This window comes from Nocardia sp. NPDC056064, from assembly GCF_042266925.1.
Taxonomy (GTDB): Bacteria; Actinomycetota; Actinomycetes; order Mycobacteriales; family Mycobacteriaceae; genus Nocardia.
This window is the reverse complement of record NZ_JBHJWO010000002.1, coordinates 219,140-241,075: the sequence shown is the minus strand read 5'-3', so window position 1 is coordinate 241,075 and position 21,936 is coordinate 219,140. Positions and strand designations below refer to the sequence as shown.

At 66.9% G+C, this 21,936-nt stretch carries 20 protein-coding genes; 13 read left to right on the top strand and 7 right to left on the bottom strand.

Features of this window, described 5'->3' with window-relative positions:
* The first annotated feature begins 650 nt into the window (after positions 1–650).
* The 5 genes from ACFC06_RS24965 to ACFC06_RS24945 all read left to right on the top strand — a co-directional run bounded on the left by ACFC06_RS24965 (position 651) and on the right by ACFC06_RS24945 (position 5,931).
* On the top strand, positions 651–1,211 hold the full coding sequence (locus ACFC06_RS24965; RefSeq protein WP_375936399.1) for a hypothetical protein: 561 nt from the start codon (positions 651–653) through the stop codon (positions 1,209–1,211).
* Positions 1,212–1,690: 479 nt separating this feature from the next.
* On the top strand, positions 1,691–2,281 hold the full coding sequence (locus ACFC06_RS24960) for a hypothetical protein (RefSeq protein ID WP_375936396.1): 591 nt from the start codon (positions 1,691–1,693) through the stop codon (positions 2,279–2,281).
* 643 nt (positions 2,282–2,924) lie between these two features.
* Complete coding sequence (locus ACFC06_RS24955; protein ID WP_375936394.1) at positions 2,925–3,413, top strand: hypothetical protein; 489 nt, start codon at positions 2,925–2,927, stop codon at positions 3,411–3,413.
* Positions 3,410–4,570, top strand: a complete 1,161-nt coding sequence (locus tag ACFC06_RS24950) for a DUF6545 domain-containing protein (protein WP_375936391.1) — start codon at positions 3,410–3,412, stop codon at positions 4,568–4,570. Before ACFC06_RS24955 ends, ACFC06_RS24950 begins: the two co-directional genes overlap by 4 nt.
* The gene (locus ACFC06_RS24945; protein ID WP_375936388.1) at positions 4,567–5,931 is read left to right on the top strand and encodes a cytochrome P450; all 1,365 of its coding nucleotides are present in this window, start codon (positions 4,567–4,569) and stop codon (positions 5,929–5,931) included. Before ACFC06_RS24950 ends, ACFC06_RS24945 begins: the two co-directional genes overlap by 4 nt.
* A gap of 16 nt (positions 5,932–5,947) precedes the next feature.
* Here ACFC06_RS24945 and ACFC06_RS24940 read toward each other — a convergent pair whose 3' ends face one another.
* Together ACFC06_RS24940 and ACFC06_RS24935 are read right to left on the bottom strand one after the other, a co-directional pair.
* Positions 5,948–6,340, bottom strand: coding sequence for a hypothetical protein (locus tag ACFC06_RS24940; RefSeq protein ID WP_375936385.1), 393 nt, complete (start codon positions 6,338–6,340; stop codon positions 5,948–5,950).
* A gap of 8 nt (positions 6,341–6,348) precedes the next feature.
* Positions 6,349–6,957 carry a hypothetical protein gene (locus ACFC06_RS24935; RefSeq protein WP_375936382.1) on the bottom strand — a complete coding sequence of 203 codons (609 nt, stop codon included), beginning with the start codon at positions 6,955–6,957 and terminating at the stop codon, positions 6,349–6,351.
* Positions 6,958–7,353: 396 nt separating this feature from the next.
* Between ACFC06_RS24935 and ACFC06_RS24930 the strand changes: the two genes are divergently transcribed.
* The 4 genes from ACFC06_RS24930 (at position 7,354) to lepA (ending at position 11,773) form a co-directional block, all read left to right on the top strand.
* Positions 7,354–7,608: a helix-turn-helix transcriptional regulator gene (locus ACFC06_RS24930; protein WP_375936379.1), complete on the top strand. Its 255-nt coding sequence runs from the start codon at positions 7,354–7,356 to the stop codon at positions 7,606–7,608.
* A gap of 641 nt (positions 7,609–8,249) precedes the next feature.
* Entirely contained in the window at positions 8,250–8,453 is a 204-nt protein-coding gene (locus tag ACFC06_RS24925; protein ID WP_375936376.1) for a helix-turn-helix domain-containing protein, read from the top strand.
* Positions 8,454–8,660: 207 nt separating this feature from the next.
* Positions 8,661–9,878 carry a tyrosine-type recombinase/integrase gene (locus ACFC06_RS24920; RefSeq protein ID WP_375936373.1) on the top strand — a complete coding sequence of 406 codons (1,218 nt, stop codon included), beginning with the start codon at positions 8,661–8,663 and terminating at the stop codon, positions 9,876–9,878.
* A gap of 35 nt (positions 9,879–9,913) precedes the next feature.
* Complete coding sequence (gene lepA, locus ACFC06_RS24915) at positions 9,914–11,773, top strand: translation elongation factor 4 (RefSeq protein WP_375936371.1); 1,860 nt, start codon at positions 9,914–9,916, stop codon at positions 11,771–11,773.
* Between the two features lies 1 nt (position 11,774).
* Here lepA and ACFC06_RS24910 read toward each other — a convergent pair whose 3' ends face one another.
* The 3 genes from ACFC06_RS24910 to ACFC06_RS24900 are packed head-to-tail and all read right to left on the bottom strand — an operon-like array spanning position 11,775 to position 14,083.
* Positions 11,775–13,004 (bottom strand): ATP-binding protein, encoded by a 1,230-nt coding sequence (locus ACFC06_RS24910; protein WP_375936368.1) that lies wholly within the window; start codon positions 13,002–13,004, stop codon positions 11,775–11,777.
* On the bottom strand, positions 13,001–13,687 hold the full coding sequence (locus tag ACFC06_RS24905; protein ID WP_375936365.1) for a response regulator transcription factor: 687 nt from the start codon (positions 13,685–13,687) through the stop codon (positions 13,001–13,003). The genes ACFC06_RS24910 and ACFC06_RS24905 overlap by 4 nt, the downstream gene beginning before the upstream one ends.
* 36 nt (positions 13,688–13,723) lie before the next feature.
* On the bottom strand, positions 13,724–14,083 hold the full coding sequence (locus ACFC06_RS24900) for a hypothetical protein (RefSeq protein WP_375936362.1): 360 nt from the start codon (positions 14,081–14,083) through the stop codon (positions 13,724–13,726).
* Positions 14,084–14,359: 276 nt separating this feature from the next.
* On the opposite strand from ACFC06_RS24900, the gene ACFC06_RS24895 reads away from it, so the two are divergent.
* Both ACFC06_RS24895 and ACFC06_RS24890 read left to right on the top strand, forming a co-directional pair.
* Positions 14,360–16,378 (top strand): hypothetical protein, encoded by a 2,019-nt coding sequence (locus tag ACFC06_RS24895; RefSeq protein ID WP_375936360.1) that lies wholly within the window; start codon positions 14,360–14,362, stop codon positions 16,376–16,378.
* A gap of 59 nt (positions 16,379–16,437) precedes the next feature.
* Entirely contained in the window at positions 16,438–18,240 is a 1,803-nt protein-coding gene (locus tag ACFC06_RS24890) for a hypothetical protein (protein ID WP_375936357.1), read from the top strand.
* 3 nt (positions 18,241–18,243) lie between these two features.
* Here the strand turns inward: ACFC06_RS24890 and ACFC06_RS24885 are convergent, their stop codons facing one another.
* Positions 18,244–20,223: a glycoside hydrolase family 15 protein gene (locus ACFC06_RS24885; protein WP_375936354.1), complete on the bottom strand. Its 1,980-nt coding sequence runs from the start codon at positions 20,221–20,223 to the stop codon at positions 18,244–18,246.
* A 112-nt stretch (positions 20,224–20,335) separates the two neighbouring features.
* Between ACFC06_RS24885 and ACFC06_RS24880 the strand changes: the two genes are divergently transcribed.
* Positions 20,336–20,578 carry a hypothetical protein gene (locus ACFC06_RS24880; RefSeq protein WP_375936351.1) on the top strand — a complete coding sequence of 81 codons (243 nt, stop codon included), beginning with the start codon at positions 20,336–20,338 and terminating at the stop codon, positions 20,576–20,578.
* A gap of 93 nt (positions 20,579–20,671) precedes the next feature.
* Here ACFC06_RS24880 and ACFC06_RS24875 read toward each other — a convergent pair whose 3' ends face one another.
* Positions 20,672–21,721, bottom strand: coding sequence for a M48 family metallopeptidase (locus ACFC06_RS24875; RefSeq protein WP_375936348.1), 1,050 nt, complete (start codon positions 21,719–21,721; stop codon positions 20,672–20,674).
* A gap of 74 nt (positions 21,722–21,795) precedes the next feature.
* Here ACFC06_RS24875 and ACFC06_RS24870 point away from each other — a divergent pair, with 74 nt between their 5' ends.
* Positions 21,796–21,885, top strand: a complete 90-nt coding sequence (locus ACFC06_RS24870; RefSeq protein ID WP_019045829.1) for an Ms4533A family Cys-rich leader peptide — start codon at positions 21,796–21,798, stop codon at positions 21,883–21,885.
* Positions 21,886–21,936 lie beyond the last annotated feature (51 nt).

The following is a 21,936-nucleotide window of genomic DNA, read 5'->3' as shown; positions in this document are numbered from 1 at the left end:
ATCATCCGGCTGTGTTGCGGAAATGGGTGCTACGCCCAATTCCCTGACACACGGGCTATTGCCCAGCGGATAGTCGCGCTGTGCCAGCAACCCGCTGGACCACCTCGTCGGCATAGTGCCGACTTGGTTGTTCCCGCATCGGCGACTTCTCCCACTTGCGGTTCCCGCGACCGATTCCTGGCCGCGAAAACGAACGTTAAGTGGTCCGCCACCAACCTGCAAAGGGTAGATGAGCTGGGTAAATCGAGCTATAGGCGACTGTTGGGCACGAATTACTACGACTAACTACGACCAACCTTGACCTGTGTGATTTAGGTGACTTAAGTCACACATGGTGGTGTGGTGGTGGAGTGTGGAGAGTTGTGCCGCCTCGTAACGATCGGAAAGTCGCTGACCGATGCCCTATGGCCCCCATTGGGGGAGACATCACCAACCGCCCTCTGTGACGCCAGCGCCCCGGTTTGGAGCTGGTTTGGGATACATCGTTGCCAAAGTGGTTGGAGTGCAGGTTGTTTCGACATTCGACGTACAACTACTTCCGACTCGCTGCTCGGTGCGGAGTTCGGCGGTGGCCGATGCTCAGGATTAGGGGCGCAACGCGCCCGCGCGTTTCAGAATTTCGGATGTCATCCAAGCTATTGTCGCCATCCATGACATCCACGGTTTCGGAGCCGGTGACGATCGACGCGCTACCGGAGTTGCCTGACGACAGTGCCATTGAGAAGGCTGCGTTGGCACACGCGAACAAGGGCACCCTCGAGGTCGACCGCGATCGCTCGGCCTACCACCAGGCCGGACATGCGGTCGCTTTGACACTAACCGGCATCTCCTTCGCGTCCATGCACTCGGACTGGGCCGGAAGGCCATGGAGGTTCGATGGGTTGGGTCTCGCAACCTCGCCTAATGAAGCTGCCTGCAACGGCAATCCTCATATCGTCGAAATGATCGCCGCCGCAGGATATCTCGCCGAAGTCGAGTACCTTCAGCGTGAGTACGGACTCACCCGTGAGGCCGCGATGATGTACGTCGCCAGGGGAGATTGTGCGGCCGCCGATGTGAGAACGCAGGGGGGCTTCAGCATGGTTGAAAGGGGGCGGCGCATGGTGGTCGATGAGTGGGAGCTGATCAAGAACACGGCCCAGCTGCTCGGACACCATTCCCTCACTCATCAAGACATGGTCAATCTGGTAACCGGCCGCTGGCCGCAATGAGATGAACTCTGTGCGTGTCTGACCGGACGTCGACGCAGCAGTGTTGGGTGCGAGGACTCGACCTGATGTCGGCAACGAACAGCAAAAGAAGCCCTCCGTCTGTGACTCGTGCCAGCGCCTGAATCTCATGCGGTCGCCGGGCCGTCGGGCCCGAACCGCTGGTACCGGGCGGCCTGAACGTATTGGTCTGCGCACGTCAAGGGGTTGGAGCTGTGGGTTGTCGCGTCGGTCACAATCTTCGAACGCTCGCTAACAATGGAGTTGAGATCTACTCTGTTGCAGCATCTTTCGTTGGCATGTTGCGACGCGAGAGGCGTTCTGCCGATACATTAGCTATTTTCGATACAATCGAGCCTCGGGAGGATTTGGCAACGCGACGCCAGCCGGTGTCAATCCGTAAGCGGGTGTCGCGCCAGAACGCTTCGCGCTTTCAGTCTCGGACCAGGCGCGGCCGATACAACCGAACGAGGAGTGGGCGAGTGACCAATAGCAAATCGGAGTACCCGGCCGAGGTGGCTAGCGGCGCACGTATCGCCCTCGGGCCCGGCGATCCGCTCAATGACGCGAGCCGATCACCGGAGGCGATCAAAATGGACGAGCTTGACGAAGCACTCCAGTTCTACGCCGTTGCTGTCGAGGACGATCCAAACGCCTTCGGTGAGTACATGGCTGACCCATATGCCGATGCCGTGAGCTTCTATCGCGAGTCCGCCACCCGGGACGCAAGCTGTCAAGTCGGGCTGAACAACGCCCAGGCTGAGTATGACGAATACCTCCAAGCCAACTGGGCGGTACTGGTCACTGACCCGCACTGGGGATCGCGGCTGCCTGCTGAGGGGGAACGCATCCGAGCGCAGAAGTCCGAACCAGGCGGTTTCGCGTCGGAGAGTCCAACACTGCACGAGCGTCTCCTCGCAGCACAAGAAGCCGCAAACGCGCCGTTGACACCACCAGCCGAAAGCGAGCGCCGCATCTGGAATCCAAGCGGCCCTTCTGCACTCTCACGTATGGCTGCGCCCTGGCCAGCTGTTGCGCGTTCGTCGCCAACGCGGCGCGCGGCGCCTCGCTGAGGGGCGGGACGACGGCCGACGACGTATCTAACAGCGTCATCAGTCGCCCGGCCGGTACCGGCAGTGATCACCGATTCGAGGACTGCGCAGGCCGCTCGACGAAGCGGGGGGTGCGATACACCGACGAAGCGCGGTTGGCGGGACTCAAGTGTGTCCAAGGTCGGCGCGTCGATCCACCAGTAGGACCTCCCCGCACTGCGGACTCATCGGAAAGCCTGCGAGCAAACAGGGTGAGCCGAGCCCTCAACTACAGATTCGAGCGCGTGTCTGTCAACTTGAGTTGACAGACACTCATTCGATCCGCCGCGGGATCGTCGAAGTCGCTACACGATCAGGGGCGGGCGCCGATGTGGGCGGAGCAGGATCGAATCCGTGGCGAAGCATGTGATATCTGGCACGCAATGGAGCTGAACGTCGTCGTCGCCCGCTAGCGGAAATTTGCCAGGTCATCACGCGGTCCCGCTGTCGTGCCAGATCCCCGAAGTGCCAGGTAGTGGGGGTTTCGCCATAGGGATCGTCAAGTGTCGCGAGCTATGTATCAGCTATTATGTTGCTGAGCTATTAGTTGATTGCGGTCCTTCTAGATGAGTGCGCTGGGGTGCGCACGGATGGAGATCGTGTACGGAACCCTGGAGGTCTGGCGGTGGATGAGAGCCGGTTACAGAGCATCTTGGACGGAATCCCGCTGACACCGCCATGGACGGTAGGGGAGTTCGCGAGGTACCTGTCCGGTCGTCTCGGCAAGCAGATCGTCTTGGACCCATGGCGGGTACATGTGCCGTCGGTGTCGCGATGCGGCGCCCTGTGGGTCACGCAGGACGAGCTTGTCGTCAAGTACGATGCCGCGCGATCGCCTCGCGGGCAGCGGCAGGAGATCATGCACGAGTTCGGTCACGTCCTGCTCGAACACCGGGGTGACGACCAGTATGAGGTGACCGACTCGTTGCTGTCCGAGGGCCTGGACCCGCAGCGAGTCCGCGAGATCATGCACCGAAGCCACTTCGACTCCACAGCCGAGCGCGAAGCCGAATGGCTGGGAACCCACCTCGCAGGGATGAGCCGAGGGAGGCCCGACGACATCAGCGGCGCGCGCCACCGCGCGGCATCGGTGATCGAACTGATGTGGCGATGATCCCCAACCCGAGCCCGCTACTCGTCGCCGAAGCCACGTCCTCGCTGTCCGAACCGGTCGCGGCGGCACTGCTGATCTGGATCGCCGCCGTGGTCGTGGCCCGCATGACGGTGCTCATCGAACGCCTGAGCCTGGACTGGGCATTAGCGGCACTAGCGGTGTCGTTCTGGATCACCGCGCTGCTGCGCGACCGGGCTGTGCAGTCAGTGCTGACACGCTGGATCGCCCTCGCTGACATTCGCCTTGCCACCCACGCGGCTGCACTGTGCGCGGCCGGCGCTCTCGTGTGGATCGGACTGTTGTGGCACGCGCGAAAACCTGTGCGCGACAGCACCATAGTGCTGATCTGGGTCGGCGTGGCGGTGCTCGTCGTCGCGCTGGCGTGGATCTCGGCCCCTGCCCGCACGGCCAACATCGCGGTCGAGGAGCTTTCGGGCTGGCGACCCGGCGTCTACCTGACGACCTATTCACTGCCCACCGTTCTCGCCGAGCTGATGATTCTGGTCACCGCCCTGAGTTTGGTGTGGCACTGGCGCCAGAGCCTCGCACGCGCGGCGTTCGCGGGTGTCCTCATCGTCTGTATCGCCGTCTCCCAGATCGACGCCTGGAGTCGAATCCTCACCGGTTGGTTGATCACCGCAGGAGTACTGGACGACCGCACCCGAGCGGGCACCAATGACCTGATGTTCCTGGCACCGGTCGCGCTGCTGATGCTGCTGGCCTTGCCCTCGATCGCCACATCCCTGGCGATCCGACTGCGCCGAGACCCCGCCTCACGCAACATCGCGGTTCTCGAGCCGATGTGGACGAACATGATGGACGCTCGCCCGGAAATGCGCCTGCACGTCAAGGCGCGCAAGGCGCTGCCCCAGGTGACCGAACACCGCATGCGCATCGAGATCGAAGACACGATGATCTCGGCCGTCCCCTACCTCGCCGGCCTTGGCCCGCACCCGGACCCATCCCAAGTGTGCCAGGCGCTGCGCGCCGCCCTGGACGCGGGCGAAGAGGGTCACCACTACCAGGGCGCGACCGCGCCGGAGTGGGTGGGAAACGAGGCGTTCGTGCTCAAGATCGCCCGCCAATGGAGCAGGACCCGTCCCAGCCCTGACCGAGCCACAGGACCGCACCCCCATCCCAGAGAGGTATCCGTATGACGATGATGAAATCTACTGCTGCGCAGAGTATTCCGCATCCGCCTAGGCGGGTGCCGATCTTGGGTGACGTGCTGGGTATGGATCGCAAACGACCCAACCAGAAGACGCTGTGGCAGTTCGGCCAGCTGGGGCCGCTGTATCGGCGCACGTTCGTCGGTGGCATCCATTTGACCTTCGCCGGGTCGTCGGACCTCATGCGCGAGGTCATCGACGAGAAGTCCTGGCAGCGCCATTTCGCCCGCCCGTACGAGAAGCTGCGCGCCATCGCCGGGAACGGTCTGTTCACCGCCTCGAACGATTCGCTCGAATGGAAACGCGGCCACGAAGCGCTGATTCAGGGATTCGTGCCCGCCGCCCTCGCCGACTACCACGATGCCTTCGTCCATGTGGCGGAACAGACCGCGCAGTGGCTCGGGCAGGGCCGCACCGTCGATGACACCGCCGCGATGATGGGCGATGCCGCGCTGGAGGCGATCGGGCTGGCCGGGTTCGGCTACTCTGTCGGCGCATTCACCGACCGCGAGAACGGCCGCAATCCGTTTGCCGACGCGCTCACACGAGTGTTCGCCTACGCACAGGAATCAGCAATCCCGGTGGTGGGCAAGCTCACCGGCGGCAAGCGCGCACGCCAGAACAACCTGGACGTCGCGTTCATGAAGGGCGTGGTGTCCGAGGTGATCGAAGAACGGCGACAGTCCGGCCAGCGGTCCCCGGATCTGCTCGACCGCATGATGTACCCCGTCGAGGGATCGGCGCTGCCCGATGACAACCTCATCGAGCAAGTCCTGACTCTCTTCGTCGCTGGGCACGAGACCACCGGCAACCTACTGGCCTTCGTCACGCACTTCCTGGCCAACGACCCGGAGCTGGCCGCGCGGGTACGCGCGGAGGCCACCGCGCTGACCACCAACGGCCGCATCGCCTACGAGGACGTGGCCAAGCTCGAGGTCATCGACGCAGTGATCGCCGAAGCGCTACGGCTATGGCCTGTCGCGCCGGGATTCTTCCGCGAAGCCCGCCAAGACACCACCCTCGGCGGATTCCCCATCGCCGCGGGCGAATGGGTTTTCGTGCTGCTGTTGGCGGTGCATCGCGATCCGGCCGTGTGGGGGAGCGACGCGAACGAGTTCCGCCCCGATCGCTGGCTGGGGGGATTCCGGCCCAAGCCCTGGGCCTATCGACCGTTCGGGACCGGCCCGCGCGCGTGCATCGGCCAGGCTTTCGCGCTCCACGAAGCGAAACTTCTGATCGCCTCGTTGGTGCGCGACTACGAACTCACCGCACACGGCGAACTCGATGTCGAGGAGAATCTGACGCTACGCCCGGCGAACCTGAAAATCGGATTCCGCCGCATCGAATGACCAGGGCGGGGCTGGATTACCGCGTGCGGGCAGGAAGCGCGCTCAGATCGGCGATCAGCTCCCTGAGCTTGTCGCGTGTCAACGCTCGCGCCGCAACGTGTTGCACTCCGCGGTCACGCGCCAGGGTCCACAGCTGTAGCCGCAAGTCGATATCCACATCCTCGTCGCCGACCGGCAGTAGGTAGGCCACATCGGTGACACCGCACAGTGCACACAGCGCCTCCGCGACCTCGCGCGTCACGTCCACGACCGAACCGGCGCGCAGAGCCGCGATCTCGCCGGGAGCCACCGCGCGCCCCAGCGCATCGGTCAGCGCGGCGGCGATCTGCTCGTTGTTCATCGCCGGTTCGCCCCATCGGTGCGAATAGGCGATCATGCGGTCGATCTTCCCAGCCAACGACAGTGCCATGAGAGTCCTCACCGGTTGATCCGTCGGGTTCCCGAAAGTGTCCGCTCGGTCTGTGACCACCGCTGCGCGAACTCCTCGGCGCGCTCGGACGCCGACTCCGGCAGCCGCCCCAGCAGCCAGCGCAGGTACAACAACTCCGTCTGATCGTCGGCGGTGGGCGCCTGCGGCTCGCGGCGCAGATAGTGGCCCAACAGCATCTCGACGGTGGCCTCGCGCAGCGTCCCGTCGAAGCGCTGGTGCTCGATATCGGCGATAGTCCACGCCCTCAGCATGCGGTCGGCGATGGTGTTCATTCCGTCGACCAGCGGTGCGAGACGTTCATCATCACCCGCGACCTCGGTCACCCTCTGCGCCATCCCCACCGTGTCCTGGAACAAGTTGGCCGGGATCGGAACGTAGAGCACCTTCGACGTCGGCTGCGGCACTTCGGTGCCGTCGATGACCTCCGGGGGTAGACGCTTGGTGAAGGCGTTCGATGCGGAGCCACCCTTCCACTTCAGCCCCTCGTCCAGCTTGAGCAGTGTGTTGTCGCGCAGAATCCCGGCCTTGCCGCTTTCGATCTTCTCGATAGTCCTTGGGTTCAGTCCGGTAGCTGCGTGAAGCGCCTGCCTGGACATGCCCAGCTCTGTACGACGCGCTTGCACTACCTGGCCCAGGTACTCGGGGTATCGCGTAGTCATCGCCTCGACTCTGTGTAGTAAGGGCTTGCAGAACATGCTGCTACACCCGCAGTGCTGCCGATACTACATGACTTGAGTGTGTACTTCGCGGTCGGTCGATCTGTAGTTACGTCCGTCATATCCTGCCTAAGGTGCGTAGAACTACATGGTTGTAGTGCAGATGATGTGTAGTTTGTTGGTTGAAAAGATGCACTTAGATACGTACTATGGCGGTGCAGCGACAGGTGGCCGCAGGTCAGACCCCTGATGTCACGCCCGTGTCGTGGAGCCCGCTCAGTCCGAGCTAGCTCACAGGGCGTCACCCGGCTGCCACTTCAACGAAGGAAACAGGCAATGGACAACACCCAGGCAATAGACAACACCAACGACATCTGGCTGACGAGCAAGGAAGTTGCACTACGTCTCAAGGTCGAGGTCTGCACGCTGGACAGCTGGGCCTACAACGGCACCGGTCCCGACTTCATCAAGCCGGGCCGTATTCGCCGCTATGCGCTGGCCGACATCGTCGCGTGGGAAGACCGACTGCGAGCCGAAGCGAAACTTCGGCGGCAAATCGCCCAGGCCAACGTCCGTCGTCATGTCGCCTAGTCGCTTCCAAGCTGAGGGCGGCAGCGGTTTGCCTGATCGACGCGGGGGCCTCGTTGGCGTGTATCCGCTGATGGTGTACATGCGCTGCCTGGGATCTCGCGCGCGATCGATGCCATCAGATCCACGCATCTCAGGTATGAAATGAACACCCATCCCGACGGCAACGTTTCGGTCTTAGATCTCAGTCGGCGGACGTCGAGACCATCCGGCACCGTCGCGAACAGGCATGTCCTCATCGTGCCGACGTTGGAGATGCCTCGCCATCACCCGGACGCTCTGTTTGTAGCTATGCGCATGATTCAGGAACTCGACCCTGATGAGCATGTCCACCTGGGAGGTTATGGCGAGCCATCGCATGTAGAGAATCGGTACGTCAAAACTCTTCGGCGGTCGTATCGAGGAACGCTAGGTTTCCGATCCTCGTCAGGCTTGAACCTCGGTAAGTACTACATCTCCTCACTGCCGCCGACTTATGGCCTTGAGGTCAACTGGATCGCGGTAGATGGGCCGGGCGAACCTGCCCTTCGCGGAGCTATCGAATCCGGTCGATCGGCAGTCATGGCCGCTGGTCTGACGGCGGCGTCCGTTGGGTGGCGTGACGGCGATATGTGGGCGAATCGAGTCGCGAAGGAAGCAGTTTTATGACCGCCGATGAGGTATGGCTCACCACCGAAGATCTGGCCCGGCGCTTTCAGGTCCCAGTGAAGACGATTTCCGTATGGGCGTCAGCCGGAAAAGGCCCGAACTACATAAAGGTCGGTCGGTACCGGCGATATCGGCTGAGTGACATCGAAGAGTGGGAGCAGGATCTCCTAAAAACTAGCCGTACTCGGCGAGCTGCATAAGGGCACTCGTTTTCGGTTTAGACCTGAATCTCCGACCCCCCTACGACGATAGGTCTACGGGGGGTCGGATCGTGTTCGCAGGGCCGACGTTCAGCTACCTGTTGGCTAACTTTTCTCGGTAGACGGATGGTCGGTTGGCATTCAATAGTTTGCTGCCGCCCCGGCCTAGGGGGCGCGGAAGACAATTCGATCCAGAAAAGTGTGGAGATGGCAAGTATTCAGGTCCGTGAAATCATGATGGGCCCGCGCGGTGGTCCGAAGAAGAAGGTAAAGCGATACATCGTTCGTTGGGAGGATCAGAACGGGGTACCTGACTCGAAAACCTTCGACAAGCGAGGTCGTTTTGATATCCCGGACACAGCCGAGTACTTCAAGAGCAAGATCGAGGCGAAGCTCCGTGACGGTGAGTATGTCAATCCTGACCTCGGTAAACAGAACGTCAAGATCTACGCCGAGAAGTGGCGGGACCGTGCTCGAAAAGATGGCACCTATAAGGCTCGGCAACAGTTCATCAACAACCTTGGTCCGCTAGCGAAGCTCAGCCTGGCGCAGGTTCAACGCAGTGATATCCGCGATTGGACAGATCTACTCCTCACCGGCCGGCCCTGGTGTAACGGAAAGGCTCTCCAGCTCTCGACGGCGTCGTTATACCTCCAGCATCTGACGACCCTTCTGCAAATCGCAGTGGACGATGAGCTGATCGGCAAGAACGCGGCCAGGAAATTCAGGCTCGACGGCGACGACTACGAGGAGGGTCTGAAGGGGCCGACCGCGACGGAGCTCCTCACCCCGGCGCTCATCAGTCGTGTGCGGAGGCACGCGTCCGAGACTGTCTCCATCATGATCCTGGTGAGCGCGCTGACCGGCCTGCGGGTCAGTGAAGTCGCTGGCCTTCGCGTGAAGGACATCAACTTCGTGCGGCGCGAGCTCCACGTAGTCCAGCAGACAGCACGCAGCCCCAAGAAGGAGCCGGTCACGCCCAAGACGCTGTCGTCGCGTCGCACCATCCCGTTGTCCAAGTCCGCTGTGGAGACCCTCGCCGCCTATCTGGCCGACGACGCCTACAGCCGCGGTCCCGGCGACCTGATCTTCGCTGCGCCGCGAGGTGGGCGTTGGTACGCCACGCTGCTTGGTGGCAACTTCCGTCGAGCGTGTGACAAGGCGGGACTCGGGACGGAGTGGTCGTGGCACGATCTGCGTCACTATTTCGCCTCGCGCCTCATCTTCAAGGGGCGGGACGTCAAGACGGTCAGCGAACTCCTGGGACACTCATCTCCCAATATGACATGGAAGGTTTATGTCCACTTGTGGCCCGGCCAGGACGACGCCCTGCGAGAAGACATGGACGAAGCGCTTCAAGACATCACTTCGCAGCAATGGGATGAGAATGGGATGGGATCGGACCTGCGGGCGGAAGCCGCGTAGCTCCGTGGGATCATGGAGACCGTCGATTCCCATCTGTGACCAGGAGCCCCGTGCCTAGCTTTGCCGACACGACGTTCACCGATCCGTCGCGGATCAGGAACTTCTGCATCATCGCGCACATCGACCACGGCAAGTCCACGCTGGCCGACCGGATGCTGCAGCTGACCGGTGTGGTCGAGGAGCGCGCGATGCGTGCCCAGTACCTGGACCGGATGGACATCGAGCGTGAACGCGGCATCACCATCAAGGCGCAGAACGTGCGCCTGCCCTGGAACGTCGACGGCGAGGACTATGTCCTGCACATGATCGACACCCCGGGCCACGTCGACTTCACCTACGAGGTCTCGCGTGCGCTCGAGGCGTGTGAGGGCGCGATCCTGCTGGTCGACGCGGCCCAGGGCATCGAGGCGCAGACGCTGGCGAACCTGTACCTGGCGATGGAACGCGACCTGGCGATCATCCCGGTGCTGAACAAGATCGACCTGCCCGCCGCCGACCCGGACCGCTACGCCGCCGAGATCGCCCACATCGTGGGCTGCGAGGCCGACGACGTGCTGCGCGTGTCGGGCAAGACCGGTGCCGGTGTCGACGCGCTGCTCAACAAGGTGATCGCCGAGGTCCCGCCGCCGGTCGGCGACGCCGAGGCCCCGGCCCGCGCGCTGATCTTCGACTCGGTCTACGACACCTACCGCGGCGTGGTCACCTACGTGCGTGTGGTCGACGGCAAGCTCACCCCGCGCCAGAAGATCAAGATGATGTCCACCGGCGCGCAGCACGAACTGCTCGAGATCGGCATCGTCTCGCCCGAACCCAAGCCCACCCAGGGCCTGGGCGTCGGCGAGGTGGGTTACCTGATCACCGGCGTGAAGGACGTGCGCCAGTCGAAGGTCGGTGACACCGTCACCTCCGCGCGCGACGGGGCCGCCTCGGCGCTGGCCGGCTACCAGGAACCGCGCCCGATGGTCTACTCGGGCCTGTACCCGGTCGACGGCTCGGACTACCCCGACCTGCGCGACGCACTGGACAAGCTGCAGCTCAACGACGCGGCGCTGACCTATGTGCCGGAGACCTCGGTCGCGCTGGGCTTCGGTTTCCGCTGCGGCTTCCTCGGTCTGCTGCACATGGAGATCACCCGCGAGCGGCTGCAGCGCGAGTTCGGGCTCGACCTGATCTCCACCGCGCCCAACGTGATCTACCGGGTGGTCATGGAGGACGGCACCGAGCACGTCGTCACCAACCCGTCGTACTGGCCCGAGGGCAAGGTGCGCCAGACCTTCGAACCGGTGACCAAGTGCACCGTGATCGCCCCGAGCGAGTTCGTCGGCACCATCATGGAGCTGTGCCAGAGCCGCCGCGGCGAGCTGCTGGGCATGGACTACCTGTCGGAGACCCGCGTGGAGATGCGCTACACGCTGCCGATGGCCGAGATCATCTTCGACTTCTTCGACTCGCTCAAGTCGCGTACCCGCGGCTACGCCTCGCTGGATTACGAGGAGGCCGGCGAGCAGTCCTCGGCGCTGGTCAAGGTGGACATCCTGCTGCAGGGCGAGGCCGTCGACGCGTTCAGTGCCATCGTGCACAAGGACGCCGCGCAGGCCTACGGCAACAAGATGACCACCAAGCTGCGCGAACTCATCCCGCGCCAGCAGTTCGAGGTGCCGATCCAGGCCGCGATCGGCTCCAAGATCATCGCGCGCGAGAACATCCGCGCGATCCGCAAGGACGTGCTGGCCAAGTGCTACGGCGGTGACATCAGCCGTAAGCGCAAGCTGCTCGAGAAGCAGAAGGAAGGCAAGAAGCGCATGAAGACCATCGGCCGGGTCGACGTGCCGCAGGAAGCCTTCGTGGCGGCCCTGTCCTCCGACGCGGCCTCCGACAAGCCGAAGGGCAAGTAGCTCAGTCCGGCTCGGCGGGCAGGCGTACCAGCAGGCGCGCCCCGCCGAGCGGACTCGCGGTGAGTTCGGCGGTGCCGCCGTGTAATTCGGCCTGCTGCCGGACCAGAGCGAGACCGAGGCCGGAGCCGGGGGAGCCGGGCCGTTTGACGAAGCGGTCGAACGCGTCTGCCGCGAGCTGTGCAGGCAGGCCGGAACCGTTGTCGTCGACGGTGATCTCCACCTCCGGGCCGGTCCGCCGGGCGGCGACGGTGATCTCGGTGGCGCGGCCGTGATGGACGGCGTTGTCGACGGCGTTGGTGACGATCAGCAGGATGCCGCCGGGCAGACCGGTCAGCGGGACGGGATCGCAGGCGGTGAGCGCGATCTCGGCGCCGGGCTGCGCGCGGCGGGCGTTCTGGACGGCGCGGTCGAGGGTTTCGCACAGCTCGAACGGCTCGAACGCGCCGGGATCGGTGAGTTCGCCGACGGCGAGGCGTTCGAGATCGCTCAGGGTGTGTTCGATCTGGCTCTCGGCGGCGAGGACGTCGGCCAGTACCGCGCCGCGCTGGTCGGTGGGCAGGCCGGTTCCGGCGAGGACCTGCAGGTCGGTGCGCATGGCGGTGAGCGGGGTCCGCAGTTCGTGGGCGCAGACCGCCGCGAAATCGCGGGCGCTCGCCAGGGCCTGACGGGTCTCGGCGTGCGCGGTCTCGAGCCTGGCCAGCATGCGGGTGATCGCGTCGGAGAGATCCTCGGCTTCTCTGACGCCACGTCCGGACAGCGGCGGCAGTTCGTCGAGGGTGTCGATCTCCCTGGTCGCGGTGGCGAGCCTGCGCAGCGGTCGCGCCGCGAATCCGGCCAGCACCCACCCCAATCCGGCCGCCACCAGCACGCCCGCGATGCCGATCCCGAAGCCGACCAGCTGGCTGCGGGTGATGGCGGCGTCGACCAGTCCACGATCGGCCCGCAGTTGCACGACCAGGCCCGGCGCGCCCTGGACCGGTGCCAGGGCCGCGTCGGGGACGGCGATCGTGTCGGACGGATCCAGGGGCAGCGCGGGTCGGGCGGTCATCGGCGGGGCGTCGTCATCATCGGCCACCTGGACCCGCATGGTCGACACCGTCTGGTCGAGCTGACGGCTGCTCGCCAGCTCGAGCAGCGCCGCGTAGGTGAGTCCGAGTGTGACCGCGACCAGCGCGGCCACCGCCGCCGACACCAGCGCGACCCGGGTGCGCAGCGACCACGAGCCGCTCACGGTGTGTCCCGCAGCACGAAGCCGACCCCGCGCACCGTGTGCACCACCCGGGCCACGCCGTTCGCCTCCAGCTTGCGCCGCAGGTAGGAGACGAACACGTCCACCACATTGGTGTCGGTACTGAAGTCGTAGCCCCAGACGGTGGACAGGATCTGCTCGCGCCCGAGCACCATCCCGGCATGGCTGGCCAGCATCGCCAGCAGCTCGAACTCGCGTTTGGTGAGGTCGACCGGTGTGCCGCCCGCCGTCACCCGGTGTCCGGCCGGGTCGATGACCACCGCGCCCACCTGGACCGTCGCGCCACCGCCGGTCACCGGCCGTCGCCGCAGCAGCGCGCGCAGCCGAGCGACGAGTTCGCCGAGGTCGAACGGTTTGGTCAGGTAGTCGTCGGCGCCGCGTTCCAGGGCGGCGATGCGGTCCGACACCGCGCTGCGCGCGCTCAGGACACAGATGGGGATGTCGTTGCCCAGTGCGCGCAGCGCGGTGACCACGCCGACGCCGTCGAGCTCGGGCATGTTCACATCGAGGACCATGGCGTCGGGCACGGCCGAACGCACCAGGGTGAGCGCCGCGGCACCGTCGCTCGCGGTGATCACGTCGAAGCCCGAGAGCTCCAGGCCCCGGCGCAGGGACGCGAGGACTCTGACCTCGTCGTCGACGACCAAGATCTGCTGTCCGGTCATGCGCTCACCCTAATGCGGTCCGTGGTCGCGGCGAGGTCAGCGCCGAAGCTCCAGCACCGGCGGGGTCATCGGGGTGGTCTCGCCGTCGGCATCGATCCGCACGCACTGCCCGTCCACGAGCGGCGGTGTGCCGGGAGCCGCAGGCCGGGCGGGGGCGGCCGTCACGTCGCCGCGTTCGATGGTGATGGTGTGCGAGAAGTATCCACCGGCACCCTCGGCCAGCGGCGGTTCGCCCGGTGCGGTGCAGACCACCATCGCGCGATCCGCGTCCGCGGGCCCGGCGGGCTTCACCGATGGGTCGGCGGCGGCCAGCCCGGCGGCGGTGCTGGTGAGCAGGGCGGCGCCACCGAGCAGGGCGGTCACGCGGGCTCGGCGGCGGGCGATGGTGGCGATCATGTTCGTCTCCTGACGTGGGATTTCCCCGACCTGTGCGGCCGGTGGAACCGACGCTAAGCAGCCGATCTTCACGCTGTGTTGATCAATCGTTAGAGTTCTCTTGGGATCCGGGTCCCCCTGTTTTCGGTGGCTGGCCGAAAGCTGTTGCTCGCCATAGGGTGGTGCGGGCCGTTCTGGACGAAATGACAGTGCGGTGTTCCGGAATTAGTGTTGGATGATTCTCACTTCGCCTCGGTCGGGTGGGGAACAACAGCGGTGCGAGTGTTGGAGCTTGGGATGACGCGTGAACTGCCTATCGACGACGATGCCGCGCGCGCAGCGGAGGCGACGGGCGGGGACACCGCCTACCGGGTCGCCAACGGTGTCGCCCGCGTCGCCAGGGCAGGCGCGTACGTGACCGGTGGCGCGCTCGTCGCGGCCAACGGCACCACCCCCGAGCACGGTTCCAGCACCGCCGACAGCCGGTACGCGGGCTGGTCCTCGCACGTCTCGCCCGATCCGGACCCGGATGTGCCCAGCCCGATCGTCACCTTCCCGGATCTGGCCTACGAGCCCGAGCCGCCGGTGACCCCGCACACGCCCTTCGGTGGGAACCAGCCGCCGATGGACCACGACCTCACCATGGTCGCCCGCACCGCCGAGTCCCCCGCCGAATCGCGGATTCCCGGCGCGGGAGACGAACGTGACCTGCGCATCCCGGGCTCCGGCGAGACCTCCACCGGGATCGGCATCCCGTCCGCCGCGCACCCGCCGTCGCTGCCGAGCTTCGGCACCGGCCCCGGCGCGGGCGAGGAAGCCGACACCGGCATCGGTCTGCCCGGATCGGGCCCGGGTCTCGGCCTGCCCGGGCACGGCATCGGCATCCCCGGCTTCGACGGCCTGCCCGGCAACGGCATGGGCATCCCCGGTTTCGACGGTGTCGGCCTACCCGGTCTGCCCGGCAACCCGGGTATTCCCGGTGGATCGGCGGGCGCCGGGGACAACCCGTTCGACGGGATCGGTGACCTGGACGGCCTGTTCGACGGGTTCGGGGCGATCGTCACCTCCGAATGGCAGGTCGACATGCACGCCGGGCTCGACGGCCTGTGGTTCACCTCGCAGATGAAGGTCGACCTGCAGGTCGGCAAGGTCGGCGACCAGCTCGACGACTACGGCCAGTATCTGGGCAGCGGACTGAAGGTCCCCGGCACCGACACCACGACCGGCGGCGCGCAGAACGGCGGGCTGCCGGGCACCTCGACCGGCGGGCCCGCTCTGCCCGGGTCGTCGTCCTCGGGCATCGGTCTGCCCGGCGCGTCCACCGCGCCCGCCGCGACGCCCGCGCCCGTGGGCCCCGCGGCGACCCCCGTACCCCCGGCCCCGGCCCCCGCCCCGGCGGCACCGTTCGCGCAGGCCCCCGCCGCCCCGGCCCCGATCGCCCCCGTACCGGCCGTCGCCCCGGCCGCGGTCGCTCCGGTCGCGGTGAGTCCCGTGGTGAACACCCCGTTGCAGACGACGGTCCAGCCCGATGCCGCGACCAGCCCGATCGCGAACGTGCTCGGCGGCCCTGGGGTCACCGCGCCCGTCGTGGCGGTGCCGGGGCTGTTCGCCCCGACGACGCCGACCAAGCCGGTCGTCACGACCGAGCCCACCACCGGCGGCACACACACCTCGACTCCGTCGACGGCGCCGGGCACCACGGCACCGACCGTCCCGACCATCGACCTGCCCACCACCACCGTGAAGGTGCCGCTGCCCACGGTGACCACGCCGTCGACGCCGGACACCACCACGGGCCCCGGCGGCAGCACCGGCACGCCGACCACCACCGGCCCGGGCACCCCCACCACGCCCGACGGCACCACCACGCCGGGCACCTCCGGTGGCGTCACGCCGCCCGCGACCTCGGGCGGGACCACCACTCCGGACACCGGCGGCACGACGACCTCGCCCGGCACCTCCGACGGCGGCGTCAGCACGCCCTCGACCCCGCCGAGCACCCCGTCGGTCGACGTGCCCACCGCGACGCAGCCCACGCACACCCAGCCCACCCACACCGCGCCGACCCAGCAGCCGACGCTCGACATCGACACCCCGACGGTGGTCACGCCGCCGACCGTGGTCGCCCCGCCGACGACGCTCGCGCCGGTGAAACCCCCGGCCGCGGGCACCAAGCCGATCGCCGACGACTTCGATCAGCACGCTGCGGGATACCATGGCGTTTCGGCCGGGTTGTTCGACTCCGGTATCGCCGGGATCGATCCCGTGGTCGCGGTGTTTCCCGTCGATCACCATGGGTATGACTTCGTCATCTGAAATGACGGCGTCTCGCCTTTGCGATACGGCCGGGCACGTGCAACGAGAGTGAGGGACAGTTGTCTGCCGCAGCCGGACTGCAGGCCGCGACGGTGAAGCATCCGGATGTGATGGCTCCGGTCGTGTCGCTGGTCGACGAACTGCGGGAACTGGTCCGCTCGGGCGGCCGTGACGACCTCGACGCCCGCCTCGGCATGGTGCGGGCCCGCCTCAGCGACACCCGGGTACGCCTGGTGGTCGTGGGGGAACCCCAGGCCGGGATGAGCACCCTGGTCAACAGCCTGGTCGGCAGCCCGGTCGCCGCGACCGACGGCAAGCCCAGCGTGCCGGTGATCGTCGAATACGGTCCGACGCCCAGTGCGACGCTGGTCAAGTCGGCCCCGCGCGGCCGGGTCGAACGGGTGCCGGTCGACCCGCAGAACCCGGGTCCCGCGCTGACCACCCTCGGAGTGCTGCGCGCGGAGTTCGCCGAGCCGAGCCGGCTGCTCGCCGACGGCCTGGTGGTGATGGACGCACCCGGTCCGGTCGCCCGCGAAGGGGCGGCCTGGTCGATGATCGCCGCCGCCGACGTGGTGCTCTACGCCGCCGACGCCGCCGCCGAACTCACCGAGTCCCAGCTGGACTACCTGCGCCGGGTCGAACAGGTGTGTCCGTCGGTGGTCTGCGTGCTCACCAAGATCGACCGCAATCCGCACTGGTCGCTGACCCAGCGCCGCAATCGCGCGCTGCTCGACGGTGCCGGGCTGAACTTCGCGGTCGCCCCGGTCTCTGCGCTGCTGCACCAGCGCGCGAGCGACACCGGCAACCAGCAGCTCGACGCCGAGTCCGGCGTGCCCCAGCTCATCGACCACCTGCAGGATCACGTGGTGGCACAGGCGGATTCGGTCGCCGTCGCGGCCGCGGTCCGCGATATCGCACTGGTCACCGAGCAGCTCTCGGTGACCTTGCGCGCCGAAGCCGACGCCCTGCGCGATCCGCGCCGCCGCGCCGAGATCACCCAGCGCCTGACCGCGGCGCGGGCCGAGGCCGACCAGCTGCGCCAGCGCACCGCGACGTGGCAGGTGACCCTCGTCGACGGCAGCTCCGAACTGGCCGTCGACATCGAACACGACCTGCGGCACCGGCTGCGCACCCTGGTCCGCGAGGCCGAGGCCGAGATCTCGCGCACCGACCCGTCCCGCAAATGGGACGAGTTCGGCACCGAGCTCGACGCCCGGATCTGTGAGGCGGTCGAGGAGAACTTCGTGATGGCGCACTACCGCGCCGTCGAACTCGGCGAGCAGGTCGCCGCGAAGTTCCCGCCGGACAACCGCACCCCGCCCATGCCCGAACTGCGCCTGACCGACCCCGGCGAGGTGCTCGATCCGGTGCAGCCGCTGGAATCGCTGGAGAGCGCGAAATCCAGTGTGGGACAGCAGGCGATCACCGCGCTGCGCGGTTCCTACGGCGGCATCCTGATGGTCGGCCTGGCCACCAGCCTGCTCGACATGGGCCTGGTCAACTGGTACTCGGCGGGCGCGGGCCTGCTGCTGGGCGTGCACGCGCTGTGGGACGACCGCGGAAACCGCAAGCAGCGCAGGCAGGCCGAGGCCAAGGTCGCCGTCGCCCGGCTCGCCGACGACGTGATCTTCCAGGTGGGCAAGGAATCCCGCACCCGGCTGCGCACCCTGCAGCGGGTGCTGCGCGACCACTACACCGAGATCGCCGCCGAGGTGGCGCGCACCGCCGACGAAGCCCTGCGCGCGGCCGAGGAAGCCGGCCAGCGCTACGGCAACCAGCGCGAACTGCGCATCACCGAGATCGACGCGGGCCTGCGCACGCTGGCCGGTCTGCGCGAGCGCGCGCAGCGGCTCACCTACTGAGGGTCACGACCGCATCGGCGGGGTGTGCGCGGGCTGGAACTGGCCGGCGTTGCGCGAATCCTCGGCCCGGATCACATGGGTCACCGCGTTGATCAGGGCCAGGTGGGTGAACGCCTGCGGGAAGTTGCCCAGGTGCCTGCCGGTGCGGGAATCGATCTCCTCGGCGTAGAGCCGCAGCGGGCTGGACAGCCCGAGCAGCCGCTCGCACAGATGCGTGGCGCGCTCGAGCTCGCCGATCTCCACCAGCGCCGACACCAGCCAGAACGAGCAGATGGTGAAGGTGCCCTCCTCGCCGGTCAGCCCGTCGTCGGTGGTGTCGGTGCGGTAGCGAAGCACCAGCCCGTTGACGGTGAGCCGGGTCGCGATGGCCAGCACGGTGGCGCGGATGCGGTGGTCCTCCGGCGGCAGGAAGCGGGTGAGCACCGCCAGCAGCAGCGAGGCGTCGAGGGTGTCGCCGCCGTAGGTCTGGGTGAACACGCCCTCGTCGTTCACGCCGTGGGCGAGCACGTCCTCGCGGATCTGCTCGGCGATGTCGAACCATTCCGCGGCCCGCGCGTGCTGCCCGTGCAGCAGGGCCAGCCGGGCGCCGCGGTCCAGCGCCACCCAGCACATGATCTTCGAGGAGGTGAAGTGCTGCGGTTCGCCACGCACCTCCCAGATGCCGCGATCGGGTTCGCGCCAGTTGGCGATCGCGGCGTGCACGGTGCGTTCCAGCAGCGGCCACAGGTTCTCCGGCACCTGGCCGCGTGATTTCACGTGCAGGTACACCGCGTCGAGCATGGTGCCCCAGATGTCGTGCTGGTCCTGGTCGTAGGCGGCGTTGCCGACACGCACCGGCACCGCGCCGTCGTAGCCGGACATGCTGGGCACCTCGTACTCGGTGATGCGGCGCTCACCGCCGATGCCGTAGAGCACCTGCAGCGGGAGCGCGTCACCGTTCTCGCCGGTCGTCACGTCGTCGAGGAAGGCGAAGAAATCGTTGGCCTCGCGGTCCAGACCCAGGGTGTACAGGCCCCACAGCGCGAAGCTCGCGTCGCGCACCCAGGTGTAGCGGTAGTCCCAGTTGCGCGCGCCGCCAGGGGTTTCCGGCAGCGAGGTGGTGGCGGCGGCCAGCAGCGCGCCGGTGGGCGCGTAGGTCAGGCCCTTGAGGGTGAGCGCGCTGCGCTGTAGATAGTTGCGCCACGGATGATCGGGGAAATCACCCTGGGTGATCCAGCGGCGCCAGCTCTCGGTGGTGGCCCACATCTTGTTCGCGGCCTCCTCGAAGGTGGCCGGGGCGGGCAGTTCCGACCAGGTGAGCGCGACGAACACCTGATCGCCGTCGGCCATCCGGGTGCGCGCCCGCGCCTCCCTGCCCTCCAGGCCCAGCCGCAGATCGGTCGTGAGCACCAGTGTGGGGCTCGACTCCGGCGTCCCGGTCGCCCGCGCGGTGGCCTGCTCGTAGACCTTGCCGGTGTACTCCCACTCGGTGCCGCCCTGGTGGTAGTCGAAGGAGGGCTGGCAGCTCATCTCCAGCTCGACCGTCCCGCTGACGCACTTCACCGTGCGCAACAGGATGTGTTCGGCGTCCCAGTCCATCGGTGTCCGGCGATAGGTGCGTGAGCGCTGGTCGTTGTTGTGCCACGGCCCGAGCACCAGCGCGTCGCGCACGATCAGCCAGCCCGTCTCGGTCTGCCAGGTGGTCTCCAGGATCATCCCGCCCGGCAGATACCGGCGCGCGGCGGGCACGTTCTTGCCGTACGGGCCGATCCGGAAGTGCCCGGCGCTGCGGTCCAGGATCGCGCCGAACACGCTGGGGGAGTCCGGGCGCGGGACACACATCCACTCCACCGAGCCGCTGCTGGCGATCAGGCAGTTGGTCTCGCAGTCGGACAGGAAGGCGTAGTCGTCGATCGGGGGGAACGCGCCACGGCGGCCACTGCTGGACACCGGGCTCAGGATGGGCAGCAGATCGGCCGGGGCCGGATCGTCGGTGGACGCCATCACCCCATCATCACGGCAGGCGCACGCCCCGTCCACCGGGACAACCGGCCGGTTGTCGTTCCGTGACCAGCACGATCAGGGTCCACGCGGGCGCGGCGGCTAGGCTGGCGGCGTGCACAGCATCGCAGGTTGGTGGGACGGTTTCGAGCTCTGGGTGGCCGGACTGCCGTTCATTCCGCAGTTCCTGGTCGTCCTGGTGGGCATGGTCCCGATCAGCTTCGCCATCGCCTTCCTGCTCGACCGGACCCTGCGCGCGATCTTCCGCGTGCTGCGCCGCGACGACAGCGTCGAGCCGCCCGCGGTCGGCCCGATGCCCGCGCCCGCCCGCCCGACCGTCGGAAGCGGGGCCCGCTGATGCCCCGCTCCCGCGTTCAGCTCGCGCTCGTCGGCCTCCTGGTCCTGGTGATCATCGCCTGGTTCTTCACGCGGTGACGCCGGCGCGCCTGCGCTAGTTCTTGCGCCAGTCGTCGAAGCGTTTGCCCAGGTCGGCGACTGTGCGGCCGACTTCCTGGCCGACGGTGTTCACCGCCGAGCCGACATCGCGGCCCAGGTCGCGCACGGTGCGCACCAGCAGGTCCTCGGACTGGTCGAAGCTCTCCCGGTAGCTGCGCGCGGCGTTCTTCACCTCGTCGCTGATGCGGGCGTTCTTGTCGTGCTCGCGGCGCGGGTAGGCACCGCCGATGACCCGGTCGTATTCGCCGGACTGGATCCAGCGGCGCAGTTCGGCGGCGCGCAGCACCGAGAACGGATGCGACTGCAGTTCCAGGTTGAGCAGCTTGAGCACGCCGTCGCGCAGGTCACCCGAACGCAGGTAGTCGTCGGCCTGGTCGAGGAAGGCGCCGTGGTTCATCTCGTGCAGCCACGCGCCACCGGCGGTCTTCATGTGCACCCGCACCGACGCCTCCACGTCCTGGCAGCACAGCAGCCCCGCCCGGTCGCCCGACAGTTCGGACTTGCGGCTCCACTCCATCAGCGCCGCCACGATCGCCCGCAGCGCCCAGCCGCCGACGGGCATCCAGCCCACCGAGGCCGACAGTCGCATCAGGTGCATGAGCATCGTGCGGTACACCGCGTGCCCGGACAGCGCGTGGCCCAGCTCGTGGCCGATGACGAAGCGCAGTTCCTCGGTGTCCATCAGCTCGAGCAGGCCGGTGGTGACGACGATGAACGGCTTGTCCATCCCGATGGTGAAGGCGTTCACCGACGGGTCCTGCAGCACGAACATCTCCGGCGTGCTCGCCGCGTCGAGGACATCGACGCAGTCCGCGCGCAGCTCGTGCAGCGTGCGGAACTGCCGCTCGTCCACGCGCACCGCCGTCGCCAGGTACAGCAGCCGGTGCTGACGTTCACGCAGCAGCCCCGACAGCGCCCGCAGCACGGTGTCGAAGCCGCTGAGCGAGCGCAGCGCCACCAGTGCGGTGCGGTCGGCCGGGTGTTCCCAAGCCCGCGTGCTGATTTCCGGCAAACGCACGCGTATCCGGTCAGGTGCCATGGTCATGGTTCGAAATCCCCCCTCGGTGTGGAACTCTCGTCGATTCGAATCATCATGTCGCAATCTGCTACAGTCTGCCTGTGTCGTCGAGTGTCGCCCCGCAGATCCGCCATGAACTGGCGTTGATCGCTGTCGGCAACCTCGCGGTCGCGGACATCCTCTGTCGATGATCGGCCACCGGACACGTCTGCGCGTTCCTGCCCAGTAGACTGGCGCGCGCT

Bases quoted from the DNA above. Each gene is read 5' to 3' on its own strand.
- ACFC06_RS24965 (WP_375936399.1), top strand. From the start codon at position 651: ATGACATCCACGGTTTCGGAGCCGGTGACGATCGACGCGCTACCGGAG.
- ACFC06_RS24950 (WP_375936391.1), top strand. From the start codon at position 3,410: ATGATCCCCAACCCGAGCCCGCTACTCGTCGCCGAAGCCACGTCCTCG.
- ACFC06_RS24945 (WP_375936388.1), top strand. From the start codon at position 4,567: ATGACGATGATGAAATCTACTGCTGCGCAGAGTATTCCGCATCCGCCT.
- ACFC06_RS24940 (WP_375936385.1), bottom strand. From the start codon at position 6,340: ATGGCACTGTCGTTGGCTGGGAAGATCGACCGCATGATCGCCTATTCG.
- ACFC06_RS24935 (WP_375936382.1), bottom strand. From the start codon at position 6,957: ATGTCCAGGCAGGCGCTTCACGCAGCTACCGGACTGAACCCAAGGACT.
- ACFC06_RS24930 (WP_375936379.1), top strand. From the start codon at position 7,354: ATGGACAACACCCAGGCAATAGACAACACCAACGACATCTGGCTGACG.
- ACFC06_RS24925 (WP_375936376.1), top strand. From the start codon at position 8,250: ATGACCGCCGATGAGGTATGGCTCACCACCGAAGATCTGGCCCGGCGC.
- ACFC06_RS24920 (WP_375936373.1), top strand. From the start codon at position 8,661: ATGGCAAGTATTCAGGTCCGTGAAATCATGATGGGCCCGCGCGGTGGT.
- ACFC06_RS24905 (WP_375936365.1), bottom strand. From the start codon at position 13,687: ATGACCGGACAGCAGATCTTGGTCGTCGACGACGAGGTCAGAGTCCTC.
- ACFC06_RS24900 (WP_375936362.1), bottom strand. From the start codon at position 14,083: ATGATCGCCACCATCGCCCGCCGCCGAGCCCGCGTGACCGCCCTGCTC.
- ACFC06_RS24895 (WP_375936360.1), top strand. From the start codon at position 14,360: ATGACGCGTGAACTGCCTATCGACGACGATGCCGCGCGCGCAGCGGAG.
- ACFC06_RS24885 (WP_375936354.1), bottom strand. From the start codon at position 20,223: ATGGCGTCCACCGACGATCCGGCCCCGGCCGATCTGCTGCCCATCCTG.
- ACFC06_RS24875 (WP_375936348.1), bottom strand. From the start codon at position 21,721: ATGACCATGGCACCTGACCGGATACGCGTGCGTTTGCCGGAAATCAGC.